This window comes from Blautia sp. AF19-1, assembly GCF_003479155.1.
Lineage (GTDB): Bacteria > Bacillota > Clostridia > Lachnospirales > Lachnospiraceae > Fusicatenibacter > Fusicatenibacter saccharivorans.
In genome coordinates this window covers 36945-56857 of record NZ_QUGQ01000015.1, presented here as the reverse complement: position 1 = coordinate 56857, position 19913 = coordinate 36945, and the positions used below count along the sequence as shown (strand labels likewise).

General features: G+C 49.8%; 19 protein-coding genes. 8 read left to right on the top strand and 11 right to left on the bottom strand.

Annotation, left to right across the window (positions count from 1 at the left end):
* Nucleotides 1–143: 143 nt before the first annotated feature.
* From DWX26_RS11040 to DWX26_RS11025, 4 genes are all read right to left on the bottom strand, one after another.
* Nucleotides 144–1046 carry a dihydroorotate dehydrogenase gene (locus tag DWX26_RS11040; RefSeq protein WP_022462000.1) on the bottom strand — a complete coding sequence of 301 codons (903 nt, stop codon included), beginning with the start codon at nt 1044–1046 and terminating at the stop codon, nt 144–146.
* A gap of 24 nt (nt 1047–1070) precedes the next feature.
* On the bottom strand, nt 1071–1841 hold the full coding sequence (locus DWX26_RS11035) for a dihydroorotate dehydrogenase electron transfer subunit (RefSeq protein ID WP_022461999.1): 771 nt from the start codon (nt 1839–1841) through the stop codon (nt 1071–1073).
* A 107-nt stretch (nt 1842–1948) separates the two neighbouring features.
* Entirely contained in the window at nt 1949–2878 is a 930-nt protein-coding gene (gene pyrF, locus DWX26_RS11030; RefSeq protein ID WP_118601421.1) for an orotidine-5'-phosphate decarboxylase, read from the bottom strand.
* A gap of 38 nt (nt 2879–2916) precedes the next feature.
* On the bottom strand, nt 2917–4197 hold the full coding sequence (locus tag DWX26_RS11025) for a dihydroorotase (RefSeq protein WP_022461997.1): 1281 nt from the start codon (nt 4195–4197) through the stop codon (nt 2917–2919).
* Between the two features lie 314 nt (nt 4198–4511).
* On the opposite strand from DWX26_RS11025, the gene DWX26_RS11020 reads away from it, so the two are divergent.
* On the top strand, nt 4512–4712 hold the full coding sequence (locus tag DWX26_RS11020) for a cold-shock protein (protein WP_022461996.1): 201 nt from the start codon (nt 4512–4514) through the stop codon (nt 4710–4712).
* Nucleotides 4713–5100: 388 nt separating this feature from the next.
* Here DWX26_RS11020 and DWX26_RS11015 read toward each other — a convergent pair whose 3' ends face one another.
* Together DWX26_RS11015 and DWX26_RS11010 are read right to left on the bottom strand one after the other, a co-directional pair.
* Nucleotides 5101–5472: a hypothetical protein gene (locus tag DWX26_RS11015; RefSeq protein WP_117509733.1), complete on the bottom strand. Its 372-nt coding sequence runs from the start codon at nt 5470–5472 to the stop codon at nt 5101–5103.
* 97 nt (nt 5473–5569) lie between these two features.
* Nucleotides 5570–6409 (bottom strand): DegV family protein, encoded by an 840-nt coding sequence (locus DWX26_RS11010; RefSeq protein ID WP_118601441.1) that lies wholly within the window; start codon nt 6407–6409, stop codon nt 5570–5572.
* A gap of 343 nt (nt 6410–6752) precedes the next feature.
* Here DWX26_RS11010 and DWX26_RS11005 point away from each other — a divergent pair, with 343 nt between their 5' ends.
* From DWX26_RS11005 to DWX26_RS10995, 3 genes are read left to right on the top strand one after another with little or no spacing between them, the layout of a single operon-like run.
* Entirely contained in the window at nt 6753–7634 is an 882-nt protein-coding gene (locus DWX26_RS11005) for a magnesium transporter CorA family protein (protein WP_022461993.1), read from the top strand.
* Nucleotides 7635–7676: 42 nt separating this feature from the next.
* A complete protein-coding gene (locus DWX26_RS11000; protein WP_243030633.1) occupies nt 7677–8147 on the top strand; it encodes a DUF5721 family protein in 471 nt (156 codons plus the stop codon).
* Between the two features lie 34 nt (nt 8148–8181).
* A complete protein-coding gene (locus DWX26_RS10995; RefSeq protein ID WP_118601419.1) occupies nt 8182–9249 on the top strand; it encodes an ethanolamine utilization protein EutH in 1068 nt (355 codons plus the stop codon).
* An 88-nt stretch (nt 9250–9337) separates the two neighbouring features.
* On the opposite strand, the gene DWX26_RS10990 is transcribed toward DWX26_RS10995, so the two are convergent.
* Nucleotides 9338–11317 (bottom strand): oleate hydratase, encoded by a 1980-nt coding sequence (locus DWX26_RS10990; protein ID WP_022461990.1) that lies wholly within the window; start codon nt 11315–11317, stop codon nt 9338–9340.
* A 219-nt stretch (nt 11318–11536) separates the two neighbouring features.
* Entirely contained in the window at nt 11537–12103 is a 567-nt protein-coding gene (locus DWX26_RS10985; RefSeq protein ID WP_022461989.1) for a TetR-like C-terminal domain-containing protein, read from the bottom strand.
* A gap of 343 nt (nt 12104–12446) precedes the next feature.
* Between DWX26_RS10985 and htpG the strand changes: the two genes are divergently transcribed.
* From htpG to DWX26_RS10965, 4 genes are all read left to right on the top strand, one after another.
* Nucleotides 12447–14522, top strand: a complete 2076-nt coding sequence (gene htpG / locus DWX26_RS10980) for a molecular chaperone HtpG (protein WP_118601418.1) — start codon at nt 12447–12449, stop codon at nt 14520–14522.
* A 184-nt stretch (nt 14523–14706) separates the two neighbouring features.
* Nucleotides 14707–16032 carry a Na+/H+ antiporter NhaC family protein gene (locus tag DWX26_RS10975; protein WP_117760553.1) on the top strand — a complete coding sequence of 442 codons (1326 nt, stop codon included), beginning with the start codon at nt 14707–14709 and terminating at the stop codon, nt 16030–16032.
* Between the two features lie 223 nt (nt 16033–16255).
* On the top strand, nt 16256–16627 hold the full coding sequence (locus DWX26_RS10970) for a CidA/LrgA family protein (protein WP_055221279.1): 372 nt from the start codon (nt 16256–16258) through the stop codon (nt 16625–16627).
* Nucleotides 16624–17316: an LrgB family protein gene (locus DWX26_RS10965; protein ID WP_117760554.1), complete on the top strand. Its 693-nt coding sequence runs from the start codon at nt 16624–16626 to the stop codon at nt 17314–17316. The genes DWX26_RS10970 and DWX26_RS10965 overlap by 4 nt, the downstream gene beginning before the upstream one ends.
* Before the next feature lie 125 nt (nt 17317–17441).
* On the opposite strand, the gene DWX26_RS16895 is transcribed toward DWX26_RS10965, so the two are convergent.
* Genes DWX26_RS16895 through ilvB form a run of 3 tightly spaced genes read right to left on the bottom strand, consistent with a single transcriptional unit; the run spans nt 17442 to nt 19904 of the window.
* Nucleotides 17442–17645: a hypothetical protein gene (locus DWX26_RS16895; protein WP_055227113.1), complete on the bottom strand. Its 204-nt coding sequence runs from the start codon at nt 17643–17645 to the stop codon at nt 17442–17444.
* Between the two features lie 18 nt (nt 17646–17663).
* The gene (ilvN, locus tag DWX26_RS10955) at nt 17664–18173 is read right to left on the bottom strand and encodes an acetolactate synthase small subunit (RefSeq protein WP_117509738.1); all 510 of its coding nucleotides are present in this window, start codon (nt 18171–18173) and stop codon (nt 17664–17666) included.
* Between the two features lie 12 nt (nt 18174–18185).
* A complete protein-coding gene (ilvB, locus tag DWX26_RS10950) occupies nt 18186–19904 on the bottom strand; it encodes a biosynthetic-type acetolactate synthase large subunit (RefSeq protein ID WP_118601417.1) in 1719 nt (572 codons plus the stop codon).
* Nucleotides 19905–19913 lie beyond the last annotated feature (9 nt).

Here is a 19913-nt window from a genome sequence, read left to right as displayed (position 1 = left end):
AAGAGGGCAGAAACTGTGAGCCCGGAACAGGTGCAGGAAAATGGGATGGTTCCCGTTTCCCTGTACCCATTCTGAGCCACAGTTCCGCCCTCTTTTTCTCGCCCGCCGCACCGCAGATGCGAAGCCGCTCGAGGCCGTCCGTCTTATCTCACCGCCCCGATCAGCGAATTAATATCGTCAACCTTATGCCTTCTCATATACTCTTCGATACCGCGAACCGTTTCAACAGTCGCATACGGATTAAAGAAATTCGCCGTCCCAATCGAAACCGCCGTAGCCCCCGCCAGAATAAACTCCAGCGCATCCTCCGCCGACGCAATACCGCCCATACCAATAATCGGCACTTTCACTGCCTGCGCCACCTGATACACCATCCGCACCGCAATCGGCTTCACCGCCGGCCCCGACATACCGCCAGTCTTATTCGCAATCGCAAACTTCTGCCGTTCAATATCAATCTTCATCCCAGTAAGCGTATTGATCAGCGACAGCACATCCGCCCCGCCGGCTTCCGCAGCCCGCGCCATCTCCGTAATATCCGTCACATTCGGGCTCAATTTCATAATAATCGGCTGCTTCGCATATTTTTTAACTTCTCTGGTGATCGCCTCCACCGCCTTCGGATCCTGTCCAAACGCAATACCGCCCTCCTTCACATTCGGGCACGAAATATTAATCTCCAGCAGATCCACCGGCTCCGAAGTCAATCGCTCCACAACCTCACAGTAATCCTCCGTCGTCCGTCCACACACATTCACCACAATCTTCGTGTCAAACTGTTTCAAAAACGGAATATCCCTCTCACAGAACACATCAATACCAGGATTCTGCAGTCCGATCGCATTCAGCATTCCGCCGTAAACCTCCGCAATACGCGGCGTCGGATTCCCCGGCCACGGCACATTCGCAACACCCTTCGTCACAACCGCGCCAAGCTCCTTCAAATCCACAAACTCACTGTACTCCGCGCCGGAGCCAAACGTACCAGATGCCGTCATAACCGGATTCTTCAGTTCCACACCCGCCAGATTCACACTTGTCTTCATCGCTTTTTCTCCTCCTCGCGTCACTTACAGCTCAATTTCCGTACTTAAAAAGACCGGTCCGTCCTTGCAGATCCGCTTGTTGTGCACATGTGAATGACCATCCACCTCAGTCGACTGGCAGACACACGCAAGACATGCGCCAACGCCGCACGCCATCTTCTCTTCCATCGAAATCCAGCATGGAATTCCCTTTTCCAGACCGTACGCCTTAATCGCACGCAGCATCGGAGCCGGACCGCAGGCAAAAATTACATCTGCTTCCAGATGATCCTCGCGCACCGCATCCATCACATTGCCCTTCACACCGGCACTTCCGTCCTCCGTTGCAATATGAAGATCGCCTGCCGCAGCAAACTCCTCATTTAAGAACAACTCATCGCGGTAACCACAGCAGATGATCGTGTCCGTTCCAAGATCCTTCGCCGTCTGCAGCATCGGCGGAACACCGATACCGCCACCCATCAGCATCACACGTTTTCCCTTACCTTCCTCGATCGGGAATCCATTTCCAAGCGGCCCTAAAATATCAACCTCATCCCCCGCTTTCAGATGCGAAAACTCCTCCGTTCCTGCACCTGCCACACGGTAGACAATCCGAAGTCTTCCTCCCTCTCGGTCGATCTCACAAAGAGAAATCGGACGCGGCAGAAGACGGCTGCCGTCCTTCGAAAACAGAGAAATAAACTGGCCGGCCTTCGCCTCTTTCGCAATCACTTTCGTGGAAATCCACATGCTGTAAATTCCTTTTGCAATGCACTCCTGACTTTCCACAGTACAGCATTCCTTGATTTTCATAAGCTGAACACTCCTTTTATTTTCTTGAATCGGCGAAAAGCCCAAAATATCCTCCGGCGGACATAACATCTACCCGGCAGACCTTCTGAGCTTTTCACCCTGTATTCTTATTTTGCAGCAGCAAGCGCCCCGCTGATATCCTCAACCATATCCTTTACAGCTGCTCTCGAAGCATCCGCAAAGTTCTCAGTGCCAAACTCGGCATATTTTTCCTGTTTGTAAGCAGCGATAATACCTCTCGAAGAGTTTACGATTGCACCTAGTCCGTCCTCATTGAAGAAGTGAACGAGGTCTTTTCCTTTTCCGCCCTGTGCACCGTAGCCCGGTACCAGGATGTAGGATTTCGGCATTACCTTACGCAGCACCTTGCCCATCTCCGGGTACGTAGCGCCGACAACAGCTCCCACATAGCTGTAATCATCGCCCATGTGCTCCTCGCCCCACGCGGCAACCTGCTCGCCGACCCACTCATACAGCGGACGTCCGTCGATGATGCGGTCCTGGAACTCGCCGCTGGACGGGTTCGAGGTTTTTACCAGAACAAAGATACCTTTTTTCTCCTCTTTGCAGACCTTGATGAACGGTTTTACGCCGTCAGATCCAAGATACGGATTGACAGTTGCAAAATCCTCATGGAATCCGGCGTAGGATTTGCTTCCCACCTGCACGTGGCCGAGGTGGCCGACTGCATACGCCTCAGAAGTAGAACCGATATCGCCTCGTTTGATATCGCCGATGACAACGAGACCCTTTTCCTGGCAGTAGGAAACGGTCTTCTCATATGCTGCCATTCCCGGAACGCCGAACTGCTCATACATGGCAACCTGCGGTTTTACAGCCGGAATCAGATCGTATGTTGCGTCGACAATCGCTTTATTGAACTGCCAAATGGCCTCTGCAGCTCCTTCGAGTGTCTCTCCGTACTCGGCAAATGCCTTTTTCTGTACGTGCTCCGGCACATAGTTCAGCATCGGGTCCAGACCTACGACGATCGGTGCATTTGTTTTTTTAATGTTTGCAATCAGTTTGTTAATCATCTGCTTACTCTCCCTCTTCTGTTTTTTCTTATTAGAAATTACTCAGCTTCGTATACAATCTTGCCGCCGCATACGGTAGCCATAACTTTTCCTTTCACTTTCTTGCCGCCGAACGGAGTGTTTTTGCCCTTGGAAACAAACTCCTTCGGATCGATCACATACTCTGCTTCCGGATCGATGACAACCACATCGGCGTCCATGCCAGGTGCAAGAGAACCTTTCTTGTCCAGGTGCAGGATTTTTGCCGGATTGTAGCTCATCTTCTCCGCCATCTGCATCGGGGTGATGATCTCGGTATCCACAAGTTCGGTGATGGTAAGAGCCACGCTCGTCTCCAGTCCGACGATGCCGAACGGAGCTTTCTTGAAGGACTCCTGTTTCTCGGTCAGCGCATGCGGTGCATGATCGGTGCTGATGACATCGAAGACATCGTCTTTCAGACCCTGGCGCAGTGCCTCGAGATCCTCTTTCGTACGGAGCGGCGGATTCATCTTGTAGTTGGTGTCGCCCTTTACGATGTCGTCGCTGCAGAGGGTAAAGTGATGCGGGCAGACCTCGGCGGAAATCGAAACGCCGGCCTTTCTCGCCTCACGCACCATATCCACGCTCTCTTTGGTCGAGCAGTGGCACAGATGCAGGTGTGCACCTGTCTCTGCGGCAAGTACGATATCTCTTGCAACAATCGTGTTCTCTACGGAGTTTGTGATGCCCGGCAGATGCCACTCTCTCGAGTTTGCATCCTCATTCATGCAGCCGCCGTTTACGAGGTTCTTGTCCTCGCAGTGAGCCAGCACCGGAATGTTTTTCTCTGCGGCAATCTCCATGGCCTCTTTGTAGAGCAGCGCGTTCATAACGGATTTTCCGTCCTCGCTGATCGCCGGGATGCCGGCTTTTACCATGCCCTCGATATCGGCAAGCTCTTCACCCTTCTGTCCTACTGTGATGGCGCCTGCCTGCAGTACATTAATCGGAGAAAAACGGTCTGCTTTGATCGTTACATAGTTGACGCGGTCCGGGCTGTCGATGACCGGTTTTGTATTCGGCATCGCTACCAGCGTTGTCACGCCTCCTTTTGCTGCTGCTTTCGAACCGCTTTCAATATCTTCTTTATATGTCTGCCCCGGGTCGCGGAGATGTACATGCATATCGATGATGCCAGGCATTACATAGCAGCCTTTTGCATCTATTACCTGCGCATCTTTTACGCGGATTCCTTTTTCAACCCGTGTAATAACGCCGTTTTCGATCAGAACATCACTGATTTCGTCTTTTTGGGTGGCCGGGTCGATGACCTGTCCATTTTTGATTAAGATACTCATCTTACGTTCTCTGATCCTTTCTTTTCTTCTGGCCGTCGTCCGACCATTTATTCCTTTTTATAATACACGAAATCTTTCCTGAAATAAAGAGTTTTTTCTTGACTTTTTTGATTTGCAAGATTATAATGGTCTCAATCGAGAAGATGTTGAGATGTAATACGTGGTCACTAGCTATTAGAGATTATATTAGCATTCACCTTCAATATAATCTGTAATAGCTAGTGAATTTTTTTACCAAAAGTTCACTCGCTTATGGGGGAACATATGCATTCCCACATCATGCTTATTTTTTAATTTTATGGAGGTAACTCACAATGAACAAGGGAACAGTGAAATGGTTTAACGCAGAGAAGGGCTATGGCTTCATCACAGGCGAAGACGGAAACGATGTATTCGTACATTTCTCCGCTATCCAGGGTGAAGGATTCAAAACTCTTGACGAAGGTCAGGCGGTTACTTACGATCTTACCGAGGGTGCTCGCGGAATGCAGGCTTCCAACGTTGTTAAATGCTAATTAACCATAAGCGAAAGGCCGGGGGATGTATGTCCTCCGGTTTTTTAATTTACGCGGGCAACGAGTCAAAGTCCGTGCCTGCACGAGACCTTGGCGACTGCCGCGATAACTTGAGAAACTCGCGGAGCGTGTTTCTCATAGTTTTTTCTATAGCAAGACCCGAAAATAATGCAAAAAAGGCAGTGCTGCAGAGCGCGAATTGCAAGGAACAGATTTGAAGGCGTACCGGGGTACGACGAAAATCTGTGACGCAGTAATTCACGCTCTGCGGTGCTGAATTTTTTGCATTATTTTCTGGGATTGCTATAAATCTCTATAACAAAAGCGCTTATCACCCCGGGATTTTCCCGTCTGTGGTAAGCGCTTTTACTTTCTTTAACAATTCTGCTTATTCCGCTGTACTTTCGCTGATGGAATCTGCTGTGCTGTCACTTGCCGTATCTGCTGTGCTGTCCGAAGATGTATCGGAAGCATCAGAGCTGTCGCTGGTGTCATCTGCACTGCTGTCGCTGGATGTGTTGGTCTCGCTCAGATAATTCTGAATATCCGTCACGTTCATCGTTGTGGTTTCTGTCGTGCGGTTCGCCTTTTTCTCTGCTACCGAGTTCTGGTAAACAGCAACGGAGAACCAGCCGATCAGGGTAGCCAGAACAACGACGAAAGCGGTAACTTCCAGTCTCGTGATCCATCTTTCACGTCTCATGATTTTCTCACGGTTCGCTTTTTCCTTTTTATAGCGGTCAACTTTTTCCTGACTCATGGTTCTACTTCTCCTTTGATTTCTAAAAAGTGCTCGGCGGCACTTTCAAACATGTTAAAAATTATACTACATTTTCAACAAAAAGGGAAGAGAAAAGTTATAATGCAATGATAATTCCGCCGTCATTTGCATACATACTGCTGACGCCCTGGGTATCGAGTACGAAGACATCCTGTACCGCAAGGCGCTCCAGAAGGGCTTCTTTTACCATCTCGGCGCGCTCTGGGCAGTTGCAATGAGAGATGGCAAGCGTTTTGTTTTCTACATGCTGTGCGTCATTTACAATGGCATCGACCATTTTCATCAGTGCTTTGTTGATGCCGCGCGCCTGATCGAGCTGTACGATATCGCCCTCCGATGTGGCTCCCATAACCGGTTTGATCTTAAGCGCGGATGCAACAAGTGCTTTTGTTTTGGAAAGGCGGCCGTTTTTCCGCAGAGTTTCGAGATTTTCCAGCACGAAATAGGTGTGCTGTGTGCTGATATAGAGTTCTACTGTCTCTACGACGCGCTCAAAGCTCATGCCGGCTTCCTCGCACTCCACGATTTTTTTCACGATCAGGGTCTCTCCTATCGATGCGCTTCTGGAATTGAATACGTGAATCTTCAGATCCTCGTTCTCCTCCTGCGCCAGGTTTGCACCGAGCACTGCGCTGTTATAGGAACCGCTGAGCTGTGCGGAAAGTGTGACCGCGTAGCACCGTTCTGCTCCGTTCAGAAAAGATTTCCGGAAATAATCCGGCGACGGGCAGGCGGATTTCGGGCACTCCGGGCATTCCGCTACTCTCTTTAAAAAATATTTCTGGTCAAATGTCTCGTCATCCAGAATGGATTCTCCGCCGACTTCCAGGGTCAGCGGTGCAATTTCAATATTTCCTCTTTTTTTCATATCTACTGTCAGTTCACAGCAGCTGTCTGCAACAATGTGAAAACTCATATATTTTATCCCTCCAAACTTGATTCCGCTTTTTCTCACTGCGGACGTTTCGTATTTCCAATCACCGCTCTTTTTCAAACCTTCCTGAACTAGGGACGAATTCGACACAGTGAATTTTTTGATATTTTGTCATGTAGTTTTGATAACTACATTTTATCATAACACACTTAGTGCTCCATTGCAAAAAGTTTTTTCCCAATAAAAGTTTTTTCCCAATAAAAGTTTTTCCGTTAAAAGTTTTTTCCTTTTCTTGTCGCACTCCCCTTTTTGCGGTATACTACGGTCATACGGCTTTTTTGTTTATGGATATTTTTCCATTGCTTATTTTCAGGAGGTGGTACGTATGGAATGGACTTTTTCGGATTCGGTCCGGCTTTCCCTGCTTTCGTTTTCGGAAGCTTCCAAAGCCTGCGCGGCGCTGCCCGGATTTTCTCTTTTCCGGCGCAGTCTGCAGCCGGAGCGCATCGAATACTGCCGCGCAGAGCTGCTGCCTGACTGCCTGGTCGGATCGCTTGCCGTCCCGGACAAGACGCATCCGCTTCACCTTGCATTCTCGCTTGCGTTTTATCTCGACCGGGGGCAGCTTATTCTGGCAGCCGACGAACAGACACTTCCGGCTTTGCAGAGCCTCCTCTTCCCGGAAGAACCGCTCGATACTTCCGATGTCTTCCACCTGTTTTTCTCGTTTCTGGAATCGCTGATCCAGGAGGATATGCTCTATCTGCAGAATTTTGAGAAGCGCCTCGCGACAATCGAGGAGTCTCTTCTCGACACTCTGCCAAAAGAGCTGCAGCGGACCCTGATCACGATCCGTCGGGAGCTGCTCGTGTTCCATGCCTATTACCAGCAGCTTCTCGACATGTGCGAAATACTCTCCGAGGACGAAAATCACTTTCTTCCCCCGGAATGCGCCCGTCAGTTTTCGCGCCTTGGAAACCGCGTGGACCGTTTGTACGACCACACCCAGATGCTGCGGGAGTACGCCCTGCAGATCCGCGAGATGCAGCAGGCGCAGATCGACCTGCGTCAGAACGATACGATGCGGATTCTGACGGTCGTCTCGACGATCTTTTTCCCGCTTTCCCTGATCGCCGGCTGGTACGGCATGAATTTTACGCATATGCCTGAGCTTTCTGCCCCGTATGCGTACTTCATCCTGATCGGCGTCTGTATTCTCATTGTTGCTGTTGAAATTTGGTATTTTAAAAAGAAAGGCTGGTTTTAACTACGGATGATTATCCTGCAGATTACACAGTTAAAGAATTTTATGAACACTCTGCTCCGTCTCGAGACATTTGACCGCTTTCCCGTCTCCGAGGCGTCGATCACAACGTTTACGACGTTCTCCATCGACGGCAGTCTTCACACGGACTTTTTCGATCCCGATGACGCGCAGCTCTTAAAAGAAAAAGGGCGGACGCGGCTTCTCTGGAAAGATGTGAAATCGTTCTGCTATTCCGTCATCAAAGGAAAACGGACACCCCTGCAGTTCAAATTTGTGTTTCAGCTTCCGCAGGCGGCGTGCGAAAAAATGATCGCGGACCATGCGCTGCCGCTGGAAATAGAGAACGTGTTTGGATGCTTTCTGAATTTTCAGTATAAGGACGGAAAACTCTTACTTACCACCGGAACTTCCCTCAAAATCTTTACGATGGACAAGTCGCTCGACCACGTCTTCGATGAGGAAGTCCGCCAGTTTCTGCTGAAAAATGAAATTGCATTTGAAGAGCAGATATAAAGACAAAATACTTATTTAGAAAGGTTCTCTTTTTATGAATCAGATTATTATGTGGATCATGGCAGTCGGCGCGGTACTCGGCGGTGTCGACCGGATCGCTGGCAATCGCTTCGGACTTGGAAAACGGTTTGAGGAGGGCTTTACGCTGCTTGGACCGACGGCACTTTCCATGTCGGGCATCATCTGCCTCACCCCGCTGCTCTCCCGCTTTCTCCGTTTCGCCCTCGTTCCCATCTGGAACTTTTTTGGGCTGGATGCGGGACTTCTCGCCGGCATTCTCGCCATTGACATGGGCGGCTACCAGCTCGCCGGAGAGCTTTCGGCATCGCAGGAGATGGTGCGCTACGCAGGACTTGTGATTGCGGCGACGCTTGGCTGTACCATCACCTTTACGATTCCGGTCGGCATGGGAATGCTGAAAAGCGGCGACCGCCTCTTTTTCTCCCGCGGCATGCTGATCGGCACGGGCACGCTTCCCGTCACGATGATCGTCGGCGGACTGCTCTCAGGACTCTCTTTTCTGCAGATCGTACTTCAGTCGCTCCCGGTGCTCCTCTTCTGCTTTCTGCTGATGTTCGGCATCTGGCGTTTTCCGGAGCAGACCGTGCGCTCGTTCACGGTATTTGCAGATGTGATCCGGCTTCTGACGACGATCGGCCTCATCGCGGGCGCGTTCTGCTATATGACCGGCTTTTCGCTGCTCCCGGACCTTGCGCCGCTGGAGGACGCGATGGCGGTCGTCTCGTCCATCGGCATTGTACTGCTCGGCAGCCTTCCGACGGCGGAGCTTTTACAGCGGGTGCTCAAAAAGCCGCTCTCTTTTATTGGAAGAAAAACCGGCATGAACGACAGCAGTGCCGCCGGCCTTCTGATGGGCATTGTCAGCCCTGTTCCGGCGATCACAATGATGGAAAAAATGGACGAGCGCGGAAAGATTGTAAACGCAGCTTTCCTCGTCTCCGCCGCATCGACCATCGCCGCACATATGGGATTTACGTTCGGCACCGATCCTGATTTTGTCGTGCCGCTTCTCGTTGCAAAGCTCGCTGGAGGCATCGCCGCCGTCTGTGCCGCGCTGTTTTTCACGAAGAACTCTGCTTAATTGTTTGAGAGCATACATAGCAACGCAATAAGACCTGCGCCGTTTGAAAGCGCAGGTCTTATTGCATTTCTTACTTATTTTCTATTTCTTATTTCACCATATCCTCTTTGATAATTCCATGCTCTTTTAAGAGATCTCCAACTACATTTCCATCTACCAGTTTCAGCAGAGGTTTTTTCAGCAGGTTGAGCGGTCCAGGAAGCTCGATTTCCAGCGGAGATTTTCCATCCATCAGTTTCACGGAGCTGTCCAGCAGATCGCGGATATCGTAAACGCTGCCCCATACTTCCGGCACGCCGCGGTCTACGCCGAGGAGTCCGTAAACAGCTTCCATTGCGGTACGAACGGAATACTCTGTCGTGAAGATGGTATCTCTTGGTGTCTCAGCGAACTGTCCGAGGAATGCGAAGTTGACGCAGCCATCCGGGATGACATCCGGGCGGTCGCCCTTTCTTCGTGGCATAAAGAATGCGGTGATGTACGGCATCATGGTCGGTACGCAGACAGCGCTGTTCTCTGCCAGCTCCGGAATCTGGTCAACCGGCACGCCGAGGTGGTACAGCCACTCTTCGGTGATCTCTTTACCAGTGCACTCTTTCATCGGTTTCTTCACATAGTCGCCAGGTACGTCGGTGAACAGGCTGTAAACCCATACACATACCTTATCTTTATCCTGCTCTTTGAACTGTCCCTGACGGTTGATGGTCCAGCTTAAAAGCCACTTGGAATCCTGGCAGCTTACGATACCGCCGGTAACAACCTTTCCGGTTCTCGGATCACGTTTGCAGATATTGGTGATATACGGAATGATCTTATTGTCGAGAGTGGTAATTGTTGCGGATTCCCAGTTTGTCTTTGCAATATCGGAGCAGAATTTCTCCGGATGTCCAAAGGACGGATCCTGTTTTGCAATGTTTTTCCACAGGCTCCAGCAGCCGCTCGTGCGGACCTCTGCATCACCGTTCGGTGCATGGTTCTGATCGCCGTAGATCGTGCCTTCGGTGCAGCTTCCGTTGGTAACGAAGACGAGGTCATTCTCGGTGAGAACGATGCCTTTCTCGACACCGTTTACCTTGCACTCAATGGCTTTTGCTACTTTCTTTCCATCGTTGATTTCAAAGATAACGTTGGTTACTTCGGTATTGAACTGGAAGTCTACGCCGGCATCCTCGAGGTATTTCTTCATCGGAAGAATCAGGGATTCATACTGGTTGTACTTCGTGAATTTCAGTGCGGAGAAGTCCGGCAGTCCGCCGATGTGGTGAATGAACCGCTGGAAGTACAGCTTCATCTCCAGTGCACTATGCCAGTTTTCAAATGCGAACATCGTTCTCCAGTACAGCCAGAAGGTGGAATTGAAGACTTCATCATCGAAAACATCCTCGATCGTCTTGTCGTACAGATCCTCGTCTCTTGTCATGAAGAGTTTCATGATCTCCATGCAGCCTTTCTGGCTCAGGTTGAACTTTCCGTCGGTATGGGCATCCTCGCCGCGGTTCTTCGTTGCACGGCACAGGGAGTAGTTCGGGTCTTTTTTGTTCAGCCAGTAATACTCGTCGAGAACGGATACGCCAGGTGTCTCAATTGACGGGATGCTGTGGAACAGATCCCACAGGCACTCGAAGTGGTTTTCCATCTCACGGCCGCCTCTCATGATGTAGCCGCGGGTCGGATCGTAGATACCGTCGCAGGCACCGCCGGCGATGTCCATGGCTTCCAGAATGTGGATGTGATCGCCTTTCATCTGGCCGTCTCTTACAAGGAAGCACGCTGCTGCGAGGGCTGCGAGGCCGCTTCCTACGAGGTATGCGCTCTTCTCATCGACGCCTTCCGGTTTTTCCGGTCTTGCGAAGGCTTCGTAGTTTCCGTTGGTGTAATAAATGCCTTTGCTGTTTTTCTTATCTTTTCCGCGCTCGGTGTTGCGGTAATCATTCTTTGGTTCTGATGTTACAGTGGTTGTCTCCGCTGCTTTTTTTGCTTCACTCTTGTTTTTTGCCCGCAGCACTGCTGCTCCAGCTCCGATGACTGCTGCTGATGCGATTCCGAATTTTAATCCTTTTTTTGACATAGACGTTCATCCTTTCTTTTCTAAATACGACTGCCGGAATGTTTTTTCGAATTTCCGGTTCGTATAGGTTATGCTGCTTTCTTTGTTTTACAAGTTTCTATTTGTGTTGCCATTGTCTGTTGACAATTTGAATCTTACTTCATTTTTCCCCGCTTTTCCATTTACAAAACAGGGCGGATGATTAAATTTTTATCATCCGCCCTGTTTTGTAAAGTGTAACTATATTTTATTTCTTTTTTCAAAATTTCGGATGGAATTGACGACATTTCCTTCCATCGTGCGGTGCATTTTTTCCGCAATCATATGGTAATCCACTTTCATTCCGTCTTTGATCCAGTCGAGCATGACACCGGTAAAGCTATACTTATAGAAATCTGCGATAAAACTCTGATCCGCCTCGGAGATGCCGGTTCCCTTTGCTTTTTCCTGTACGACACCGTACAGCAGATCGTGCGTCAGATGAAAGAGATATGTTTCGATCTGCTCCCGGCTTACAGAGTGATAGACATTCATAATAAATGGTTTATTCTCGAGCACTGCCTCAAAAATCTGCTGCAGGCCTTCCTGCCATGTCTCATACGTTTTCTTCCCCTGCAGCGCCTGCGTCGCATCCTCCAGGCACGACCATTCGACAAGATCGTAGATATCCTTAAAATGATAATAAAACGCCATCCGGCTGATGCCGCAGTCTGTCGTCAGATCGTTGATCGTAATTTTGTCCAGCGGCTTTTTCAAAAGCAGCTTTTTTAATGACGCTTCCAGCGCCGCCTTTGTCGCATTTGTCATGTATTTCCTCCATTTTTCTTTTATGTACCCTCGGAATCTTTCTGTTCGAAACGCTTCTATGCTTTTTCATTGTAGCATATCCATTCTCCAGAAACAACTGCGCAGCCCTTCTGATCAGACTTTACAAAAAGTTTAGAAAGTACCGTAATACCAGTAAATTCAATACTTTCCGTCGTTCTGTTAGCACTCTTTTTTCTCGAGTGCTAATTTTCCCTTGACTTTTCCCTGTGCCAGTATTACTATAACTATCAGAGCAGTAAAAAAGCTGCAGACATCTAAAAAAGCATGATATCCCCGCTTTGCTGGATCAAAATATTTTTATAAGAAAAGGAGTGTGTTTCTCATGAGTGCGAAACATGGAAATCTTTCAATCAACAGCGACAATATTTTCCCGATTATCAAAAAATGGATGTATTCCGACCACGATATCTTCGTCCGCGAGCTCGTTTCCAACGGCTGCGATGCCATCACCAAACTGAAAAAACTCGACGGCATGGGCGAATATACTCTGCCGGATGACTACAAAGCAGCCATTCAGGTGATTGTAAACCCGGATGAGAAAACCTTAAAATTCATCGATAACGGTATCGGTATGACCGCAGACGAAGTCGAAGAATATATTACCCAGATCGCCTTCTCCGGCGCTACCGAATTTCTGGAGAAATACAAAGACAAAACGAATTCAGATCAGATGATCGGCCACTTCGGTCTTGGTTTCTACTCTGCTTTCATGGTAGCAGATGAAGTTCACATCGATTCTCTTTCTTATAAAGAAGGATCCACCCCGGTACACTGGACCTGTGACGGAAGCACCGAGTACGATATGTCCGAGGGCAGCAAGACAACTGTTGGTACCGAAATCACTCTGTTCCTGAACGAGGACTGCCTGGAATTCGCAAACGAATACCGTGTCCGCGAAGTTCTGGAAAAATACTGCTCCTTCATGCCGGTTGAAATTTTCCTGTCCAAAGCAAACGCGCCGCAGGAATACGAGACCATCGATGAAAGCGAATTAAAAGACGACGACGTTGTCGTAGAGCACATCCACGAGGACGCAAAATACGAAGAGAAAGAAAAAGAAGACGGCACCAAAGAGCAGGTTGAAGTTTCTCCTGCAAAAGAGAAAGTAAAAATCAACAAACGCCCGGTTTCCATCAGTGATATCCACCCGCTGTGGACCAAACATCCAAACGAGTGCAGCGATGAGGATTATAAAGAATTCTACCGCAAAGTCTTCAACGACTACCGCGAGCCGCTGTTCTGGATCCACCTGAACATGGACTATCCGTTCAACCTCAAAGGTATCCTCTACTTCCCGCGTATCAACACCGAGTACGATTCCATCGAGGGAACCATCAAGCTGTACAACAACCAGGTATTTATTGCCGACAACATCAAAGAAGTCATTCCGGAATACCTGATGCTCTTAAAAGGCGTCATCGACTGCCCGGATCTGCCGCTGAACGTATCCCGAAGCGCACTGCAGAACGATGGATTTGTCAAGAAGATCTCCGAGTACATCTCCAAGAAATTCGCTGACAAGCTCTCCGGCATGTGCAAAACCGACCGTGAGAATTACGAGAAATACTGGGATGATATCAACCCATTCATCAAATACGGATGCATCAAGGACGAGAAATTCTCCAAGAAGATGATGGACTATATTCTGTTCAAGAACATCGACGGAAAATATCTGACTCTTGAGGACTGCATCAACGAGAATAAGAAAGAAGAAGCTCCTGCAGAGAACTCCGAGGAGAAGGCTGAAACTACGGAGAATACCGAAAATACGGAAAACGCTGACGAGAAGAAAGAGCCGGAAAAAACGACTGTTTACTACGTCACCGACGAAGTTCAGCAGAGCCAGTACATCAACATGTTCCGCAGCCAGGGCATGGATGCTGTCATCCTGAAACACAACATCGACTCCGCTTTCATCACCCATGCAGAGCGTTACAACGAGCATGTAACCTTCCAGCGCATCGATGCAGATCTGACCAACGATATGAAAGATGAGTCTGGTGAGGATCTGACCGACGCTACAAATGCTCTGACCGATCTCTTCCGCAAAGTCCTCGACAAGAAAGACCTGACCGTCAAAGTTGAGAACCTGAAAGACGAAAATGTATCCTCCATGGTAACGCTTTCCGAGGAGAGCCGCCGGATGCAGGATATGATGAAGATGTATGGCATGACCGGCATGGATCCGTCCATGTTCGGCGGACAGGAAACCCTGATCCTGAATGCAAAACATCCGCTCGTTCAGTACATTCTGAAGAATGGCGAGAACGACAACACATCCCTGTTCTGCGAGCAGCTGTATGATCTGGCAATGATCAGCCACAAACCGCTCTCTCCGGACGAGATGACAAAATTCGTAAGCAGAAGCAATCAGATTATGATGCTCCTTGCAAAATGATAAAGCACAGGAACAGCAAAACGCACCTCTTATAAAACACGCCGGATTTCTGGAATTTACCAGATGTCCGGCGTGTTTTTTCCTGCTTTTTTACTTTACGATTTCTGATCCAGATGATAGAATAATTCTATTCGCCCTATTGAAAAATAAGGAAAATCACACGAAAGGTCTGGTATTTATTTCTATGAAAAAAGGAAAGCCATCCGCCCTGCTCCCGATCGCCGTTTTTCTGGTGTTTTATCTGGGGCTCGGCATTTATTCCGAGTATATTTTAAAAATTCCGATGGGCTTCTACAACATCCCCATCGTCGTCGCGTTTCTGGCAGCGATCCTCGTCGCCTGTCTGCAGAACCGCAGTGTCCCGTTTGAAGAAAAGCTCGCCCTCATGGGACAGGGCATCGGGGACAAAAACATCATCACAATGCTGCTGATCTTCCTCGCCGCAGGCACGTTTGTCGGCGTTGTCGGAAGGAGCAGTGCAGAAAGCGTTGCCTATTTCATGCTCTCCTGGATTCCGGCAAAGTATGCCGTCGCTGTGCTCTTTGTCGTTGCCTGCTTCGTCTCCACGGCCATGGGAACCTCCGTCGGAACGATCACGCTTCTCGTGCCGATCGCCGCTGCTGTTGCCGAGACCTCCGGCTTTTCGCTGGCGCTCTGCGTCGCCTCCGTCATGGGCGGATCCATGTTCGGCGACAACCTCTCCTTCATCTCCGACACGACAATCGCCGCCTGCAACGGACAGGGCTGCGAGATGAAAGACAAGTTCCGCGAAAACTTCTGGATCGCTCTCCCGGCTGCTCTTGCCGCGCTGGCGCTGATCCTTGTAATCTCCTTCCGACAGGCGCCGGGCACACCGATCGTCCACGAATACCATCTGCTGCAGATGGTTCCGTACCTGCTCGTGCTGATCGGCGGCATCGCGGGCATTCAGGTGTTTGTCGTACTCCTTATCGGTATTGCTTCCGGTGCCGTTATCATGCTCGGTACGGGACAGACGACGCTCTGGGATATGCTCTCCAGCATGGGAAGCGGCACTTCGGGTATGTTTGAGACATGTATGGTTGCGATTCTTGTCGCTGCGATGTGCGCGCTGATCCGGGAAAACGGCGGCTTTACTGTCCTGCTTCGTGCCATTCACAAAATCTTCCGCGGAAAAAAGGGCGGCCAGCTCGGTGTCGGCATTCTCGTCGTGCTGCTCGACATTGCGACCGCAAACAACACCGTCGCGATCGTCATGGCAAACCCGATCGCAAAGCAGATGTCCGAGGACTACGGCATCACCCCACGGAAAACGGCATCGCTCCTCGATACCTTCTCCTGCATCTCACAGGGCATCCTGCCGTACGGCGCGCAGATGCTCGTGGCGATTTCCGCGGTGCATGAACTGGGATATGAGCTCTCCGCCTTTGAAATCATGGCAAACCTCTTCTATCCGGGCATGCTGCTTGTCAGTTCGCTGATCTTTATCTTCGTTCTGCCGGATCGGAAAAATGCCGAAAGCAATGCTTAAAAAGTTCCGTATCGGATCAACTCAAAAAATCATGTTAAAATGCCCACCGATTTCACTTTTTCGTTTGATTGGCGGGCATTTTTTTGCTTTTTTTGGCAAAAATCGCCAAAATTGCAGTAACATTTACGGTTGAAATTCTTTTATGCGGGTAGTATAATCGGGGTCGTGACATTGAGAAGGAGTGATGTTATGTGGGTTATGGGGAGAAAGGACAACAGAAAAAGTGAAATTATTAAGACAGTTCCTTGTAATTATGGCGGTTTCGTTCGTCGGAGAAATCCTGCACGCCGTGCTGCCGCTTCCGATTCCGGCAAGTATCTACGGTCTTGTGCTGATGCTGGCGCTTCTGATGACGGGGGCATTAAAACTTGATGCCGTCGAGGACGCAGGCAAGTTTATGATTGAGATCATGCCGGTCATGTTCATTCCGGCGGGCGTCGGCCTGATGGAATCCTGGGGTGAATTAAAAGCCGTTCTCGTTCCGGTTCTCGTGATTACGCTCGTCAGCACCATCGTCGTTATGGTTGTGTCCGGACGCGTGACACAGGCGGTCATCCGGCTGGAAAAGAAACACAAAGGAGGGGACGCAAAATGACAAATATGTTCTGTGAATCTGCATTTTTCGGCGTTGTCATCAGCCTTCTGGCGTATGAGCTCGGCATGCTGTTAAAGAAAAAATTTGGGCTTCCGATTTTCAATCCGCTGCTGATTTCCATTGCAGTCGTCATTGTATTCCTTGCTGTTTTCGATATCGATTATCAGAATTATAATGACGGTGCAAAATACTTGAGCTATCTGCTGACTCCTGCAACGGTCTGCCTTGCGATTCCGCTGTATGAGCAGATGGAGGCATTGAAAAAGAATATCAAAGCCATCCTCGCCGGTATTCTCTCCGGCGTGCTGACGAGCCTTACCGTGGTTCTCGCGCTGGCGCTGATCTTCAATCTGAATCATAAAATGTATGTAACACTGCTGCCGAAATCCATCACAACGGCCATCGGCATGGGTGTTTCGGAAGAGCTCGGCGGTGCGGTGACGATCACGGTTGCCGTTATCATCATCACGGGTGTGCTGGGAAATATGCTGGCGGAGACGCTCTGCAAGCTGTTTCACATTGAGGAGCCGATTGCAAAGGGCATCAGTATCGGATCGGCCTCCCATGCGATCGGTACGGCGAAGGCCATGGAGATGGGCGATGTCGAGGGCGCGATGAGCAGCCTTTCGATTGCAGTTGCAGGTATTCTGACTGTGGTCGGAGCGTCGATTTATGCGATGTTTATCTAAAAACGAACACTGATAAAAAGCAGAAAAAATCCGGGAATGGAAAGCAATGTAAAACTTTCCGTTCCCGGATTTTCTATCCCTGAAATTCTATAACTAAAAATTAAAATTCCGACTGCAGAAACGCTTCAATAAAAAGAAGCGCAGTAGCACTCCGGCCCTTCCGGGTCGATGCAGATATGCTCGAGCGTTCCGCTGTGCATCGAAAGCCCCATCGTCAGATCCTGCACAATCTGCTGCTTCGCCGTCTGGCGGTGCTCATAGATGTACTGATACACACTTTTCTTATTAATCTTTTTTAACGTAATTGTGGTAATACTCTTTTCGTTCACGCAAAAACGTCCTCTCTTTTACCGCTCCATCACATTGATCGACTCGATACCGACGCTTCCGCCGCGCACGACTTCGATCTTGCTGAATTCCTCTTTCATCAGCTTCACAACTGCATCGTTTTTCGTCGCCGTCTGGACAAACTCGAGCAGCAGGCTGTCTTTTCCGTAGTCGATGACCTTCGCCTTGAACGTCTCAGCGATCTGGAACAGCTCGACTTTGTCAGCTGCGCTGCAGTTGAATACCTTGATATACAGAATCTCTTTCATGCGCACAAACACGTCGGTGAAGTCGATGACTTTGATGACCTCGACCATGCGGTTCAGCTGTTTTTTGATCTGCTCAAACGTCTCATCGTCACTGACCGTGGCGATCGTCATACGCGATACGGTCGGGTCCTCGGTCGTTCCGACGGTCAGGCTGTCCAGGTTATAGCTTTTTGCGGAAAAAAGCCCGGAAATCTTGGAAAGGACACCAACCTGGTTTTCTACGTACAGTGAAATCCATCTTTTTTTCATTCCCTTATTCATCGCGCTCTCCTCCTAACAGTCCATAATCATATCTTCGAGCGTTCCGCCCGGCTTGATCATCGGGTAAACCATCTCCTCCGGATCGATGATAAATTCGATGATCGTCGGAGTCTTGGTGTTTTTCTTCGCCTCTTCAAACGCTGCGGCGATATCCTCTTTCTTCATGACGCGGATGCCTTTTGCGCCGTAACTCTCAGCCAATTTGATAAAATTCGGCGTGTATTCCGGGTACTCTTCTCCGTCTGTTCTGCGGGAAAGTGCACCGGCGCGCAGGTTTGTCATGCTGTACCGTTTGCCGTAAAACAGCTTCTGCCACTGGCGTACCATGCCGAGGTATTCATTATTGAAGATACACAGGATGACCGGCAGCTCCTCGAGAACGGCAGTTGCCAGCTCCTGAATATTCATCTGCATACCGCCGTCACCGGAAATCGCGATGACCGGTTTGTCCGGGTTGCCGATTTTTGCTCCGATCGCGCCCGGAAGGCCGTATCCCATCGTTCCAAGGCCGCCGGACATGATGATCTGGCGGTTTTCGGTAATGTCGACGTACTGACTTGTCAGCATCTGGTGCTGTCCGACATCGGTGACGATAATCGCATCGTCAAACTGCTCGTTGATCGCGTTGAAAATATCGAGCGGTCCCATCACGCCGTTCGGGCGCATCGTCAGCGGATGCTCGTTCTTCCAGGCATCGATCTGGGCAAGCCATTTCGATGTGGAGCATGGCTCTACGTACTCTGCCATCTTCGTGATCGCCTCTTTTGCATCGGCTACGATCGGGATATCGACATGGATGTTTCGAGAGATCGAAGCGGTGTCTATGTCGATGTGGACGATCTGCGCGTGCGGGGCAAATTCATGCAGCTTTCCGGTGATACGGTCATTGAAACGTGTTCCGATCGAGAACAGCAGATCGCACTCGCTGACTGCCATATTCGCCGCATACGCGCCGTGCATGCCAAGGTTTCCGATGAACAGCGGATGTTTCGTGGAGATCGCGCCGCGTCCCATAACGGTTGTGACAACCGGCACCTGTGTTTTCTCGACCACTTCGCGGAACACTTCCTGCGCATGTGCGATGTTGACGCCGCCGCCGGCAAGGAACAGCGGGCGTTTTGCTTTCGAAAGCATCTTTAACGCACGTTTTAACTGGCCGATGTGAACGCTGGTGTTCGGTTTGTAGCCGCGGATGTTGACGTTTTTCGGATACTCTGCGCTGCCGAACTCTGCCATGACATCTTTTGGAAGGTCAATGAGAACCGGGCCCGGTTTTCCGGTGCGTGCGATGTAGAATGCCTCTTTGATGATGCGTCCGAGATCTTCACGGTTTCTTACCGTCACGCCGTATTTCGTGATGCTGCGGGTGATGCCGACGATATCAACCTCCTGGAATGCATCGTTTCCGATGAGGTGGCGGGGTACCTGTCCGGTGAAGCAGACAAGCGGAACGCTGTCGTAGTTTGCCGTTGCAAGACCGGTGACCAGGTTGGTTGCACCAGGGCCGCTGGTAACGAGGCATACGCCGACTTTTCCTGTCGTTCTCGCATAGGCATCCGCCTCATGCACCAGCGCCTGCTCGTGGCGCGGCAGAACGATTTTGATTTCATCCTGTTTGTAAAGCTCATCGCTGATATCAATGGTGCAGGCTCCCGGATAACCGAAGAGATACTCGACACCCTCCTCCTTCAGAGCCTTTACCAGAAGTTTGTTTCCTGTAATCTGTTTCATATGAAAACC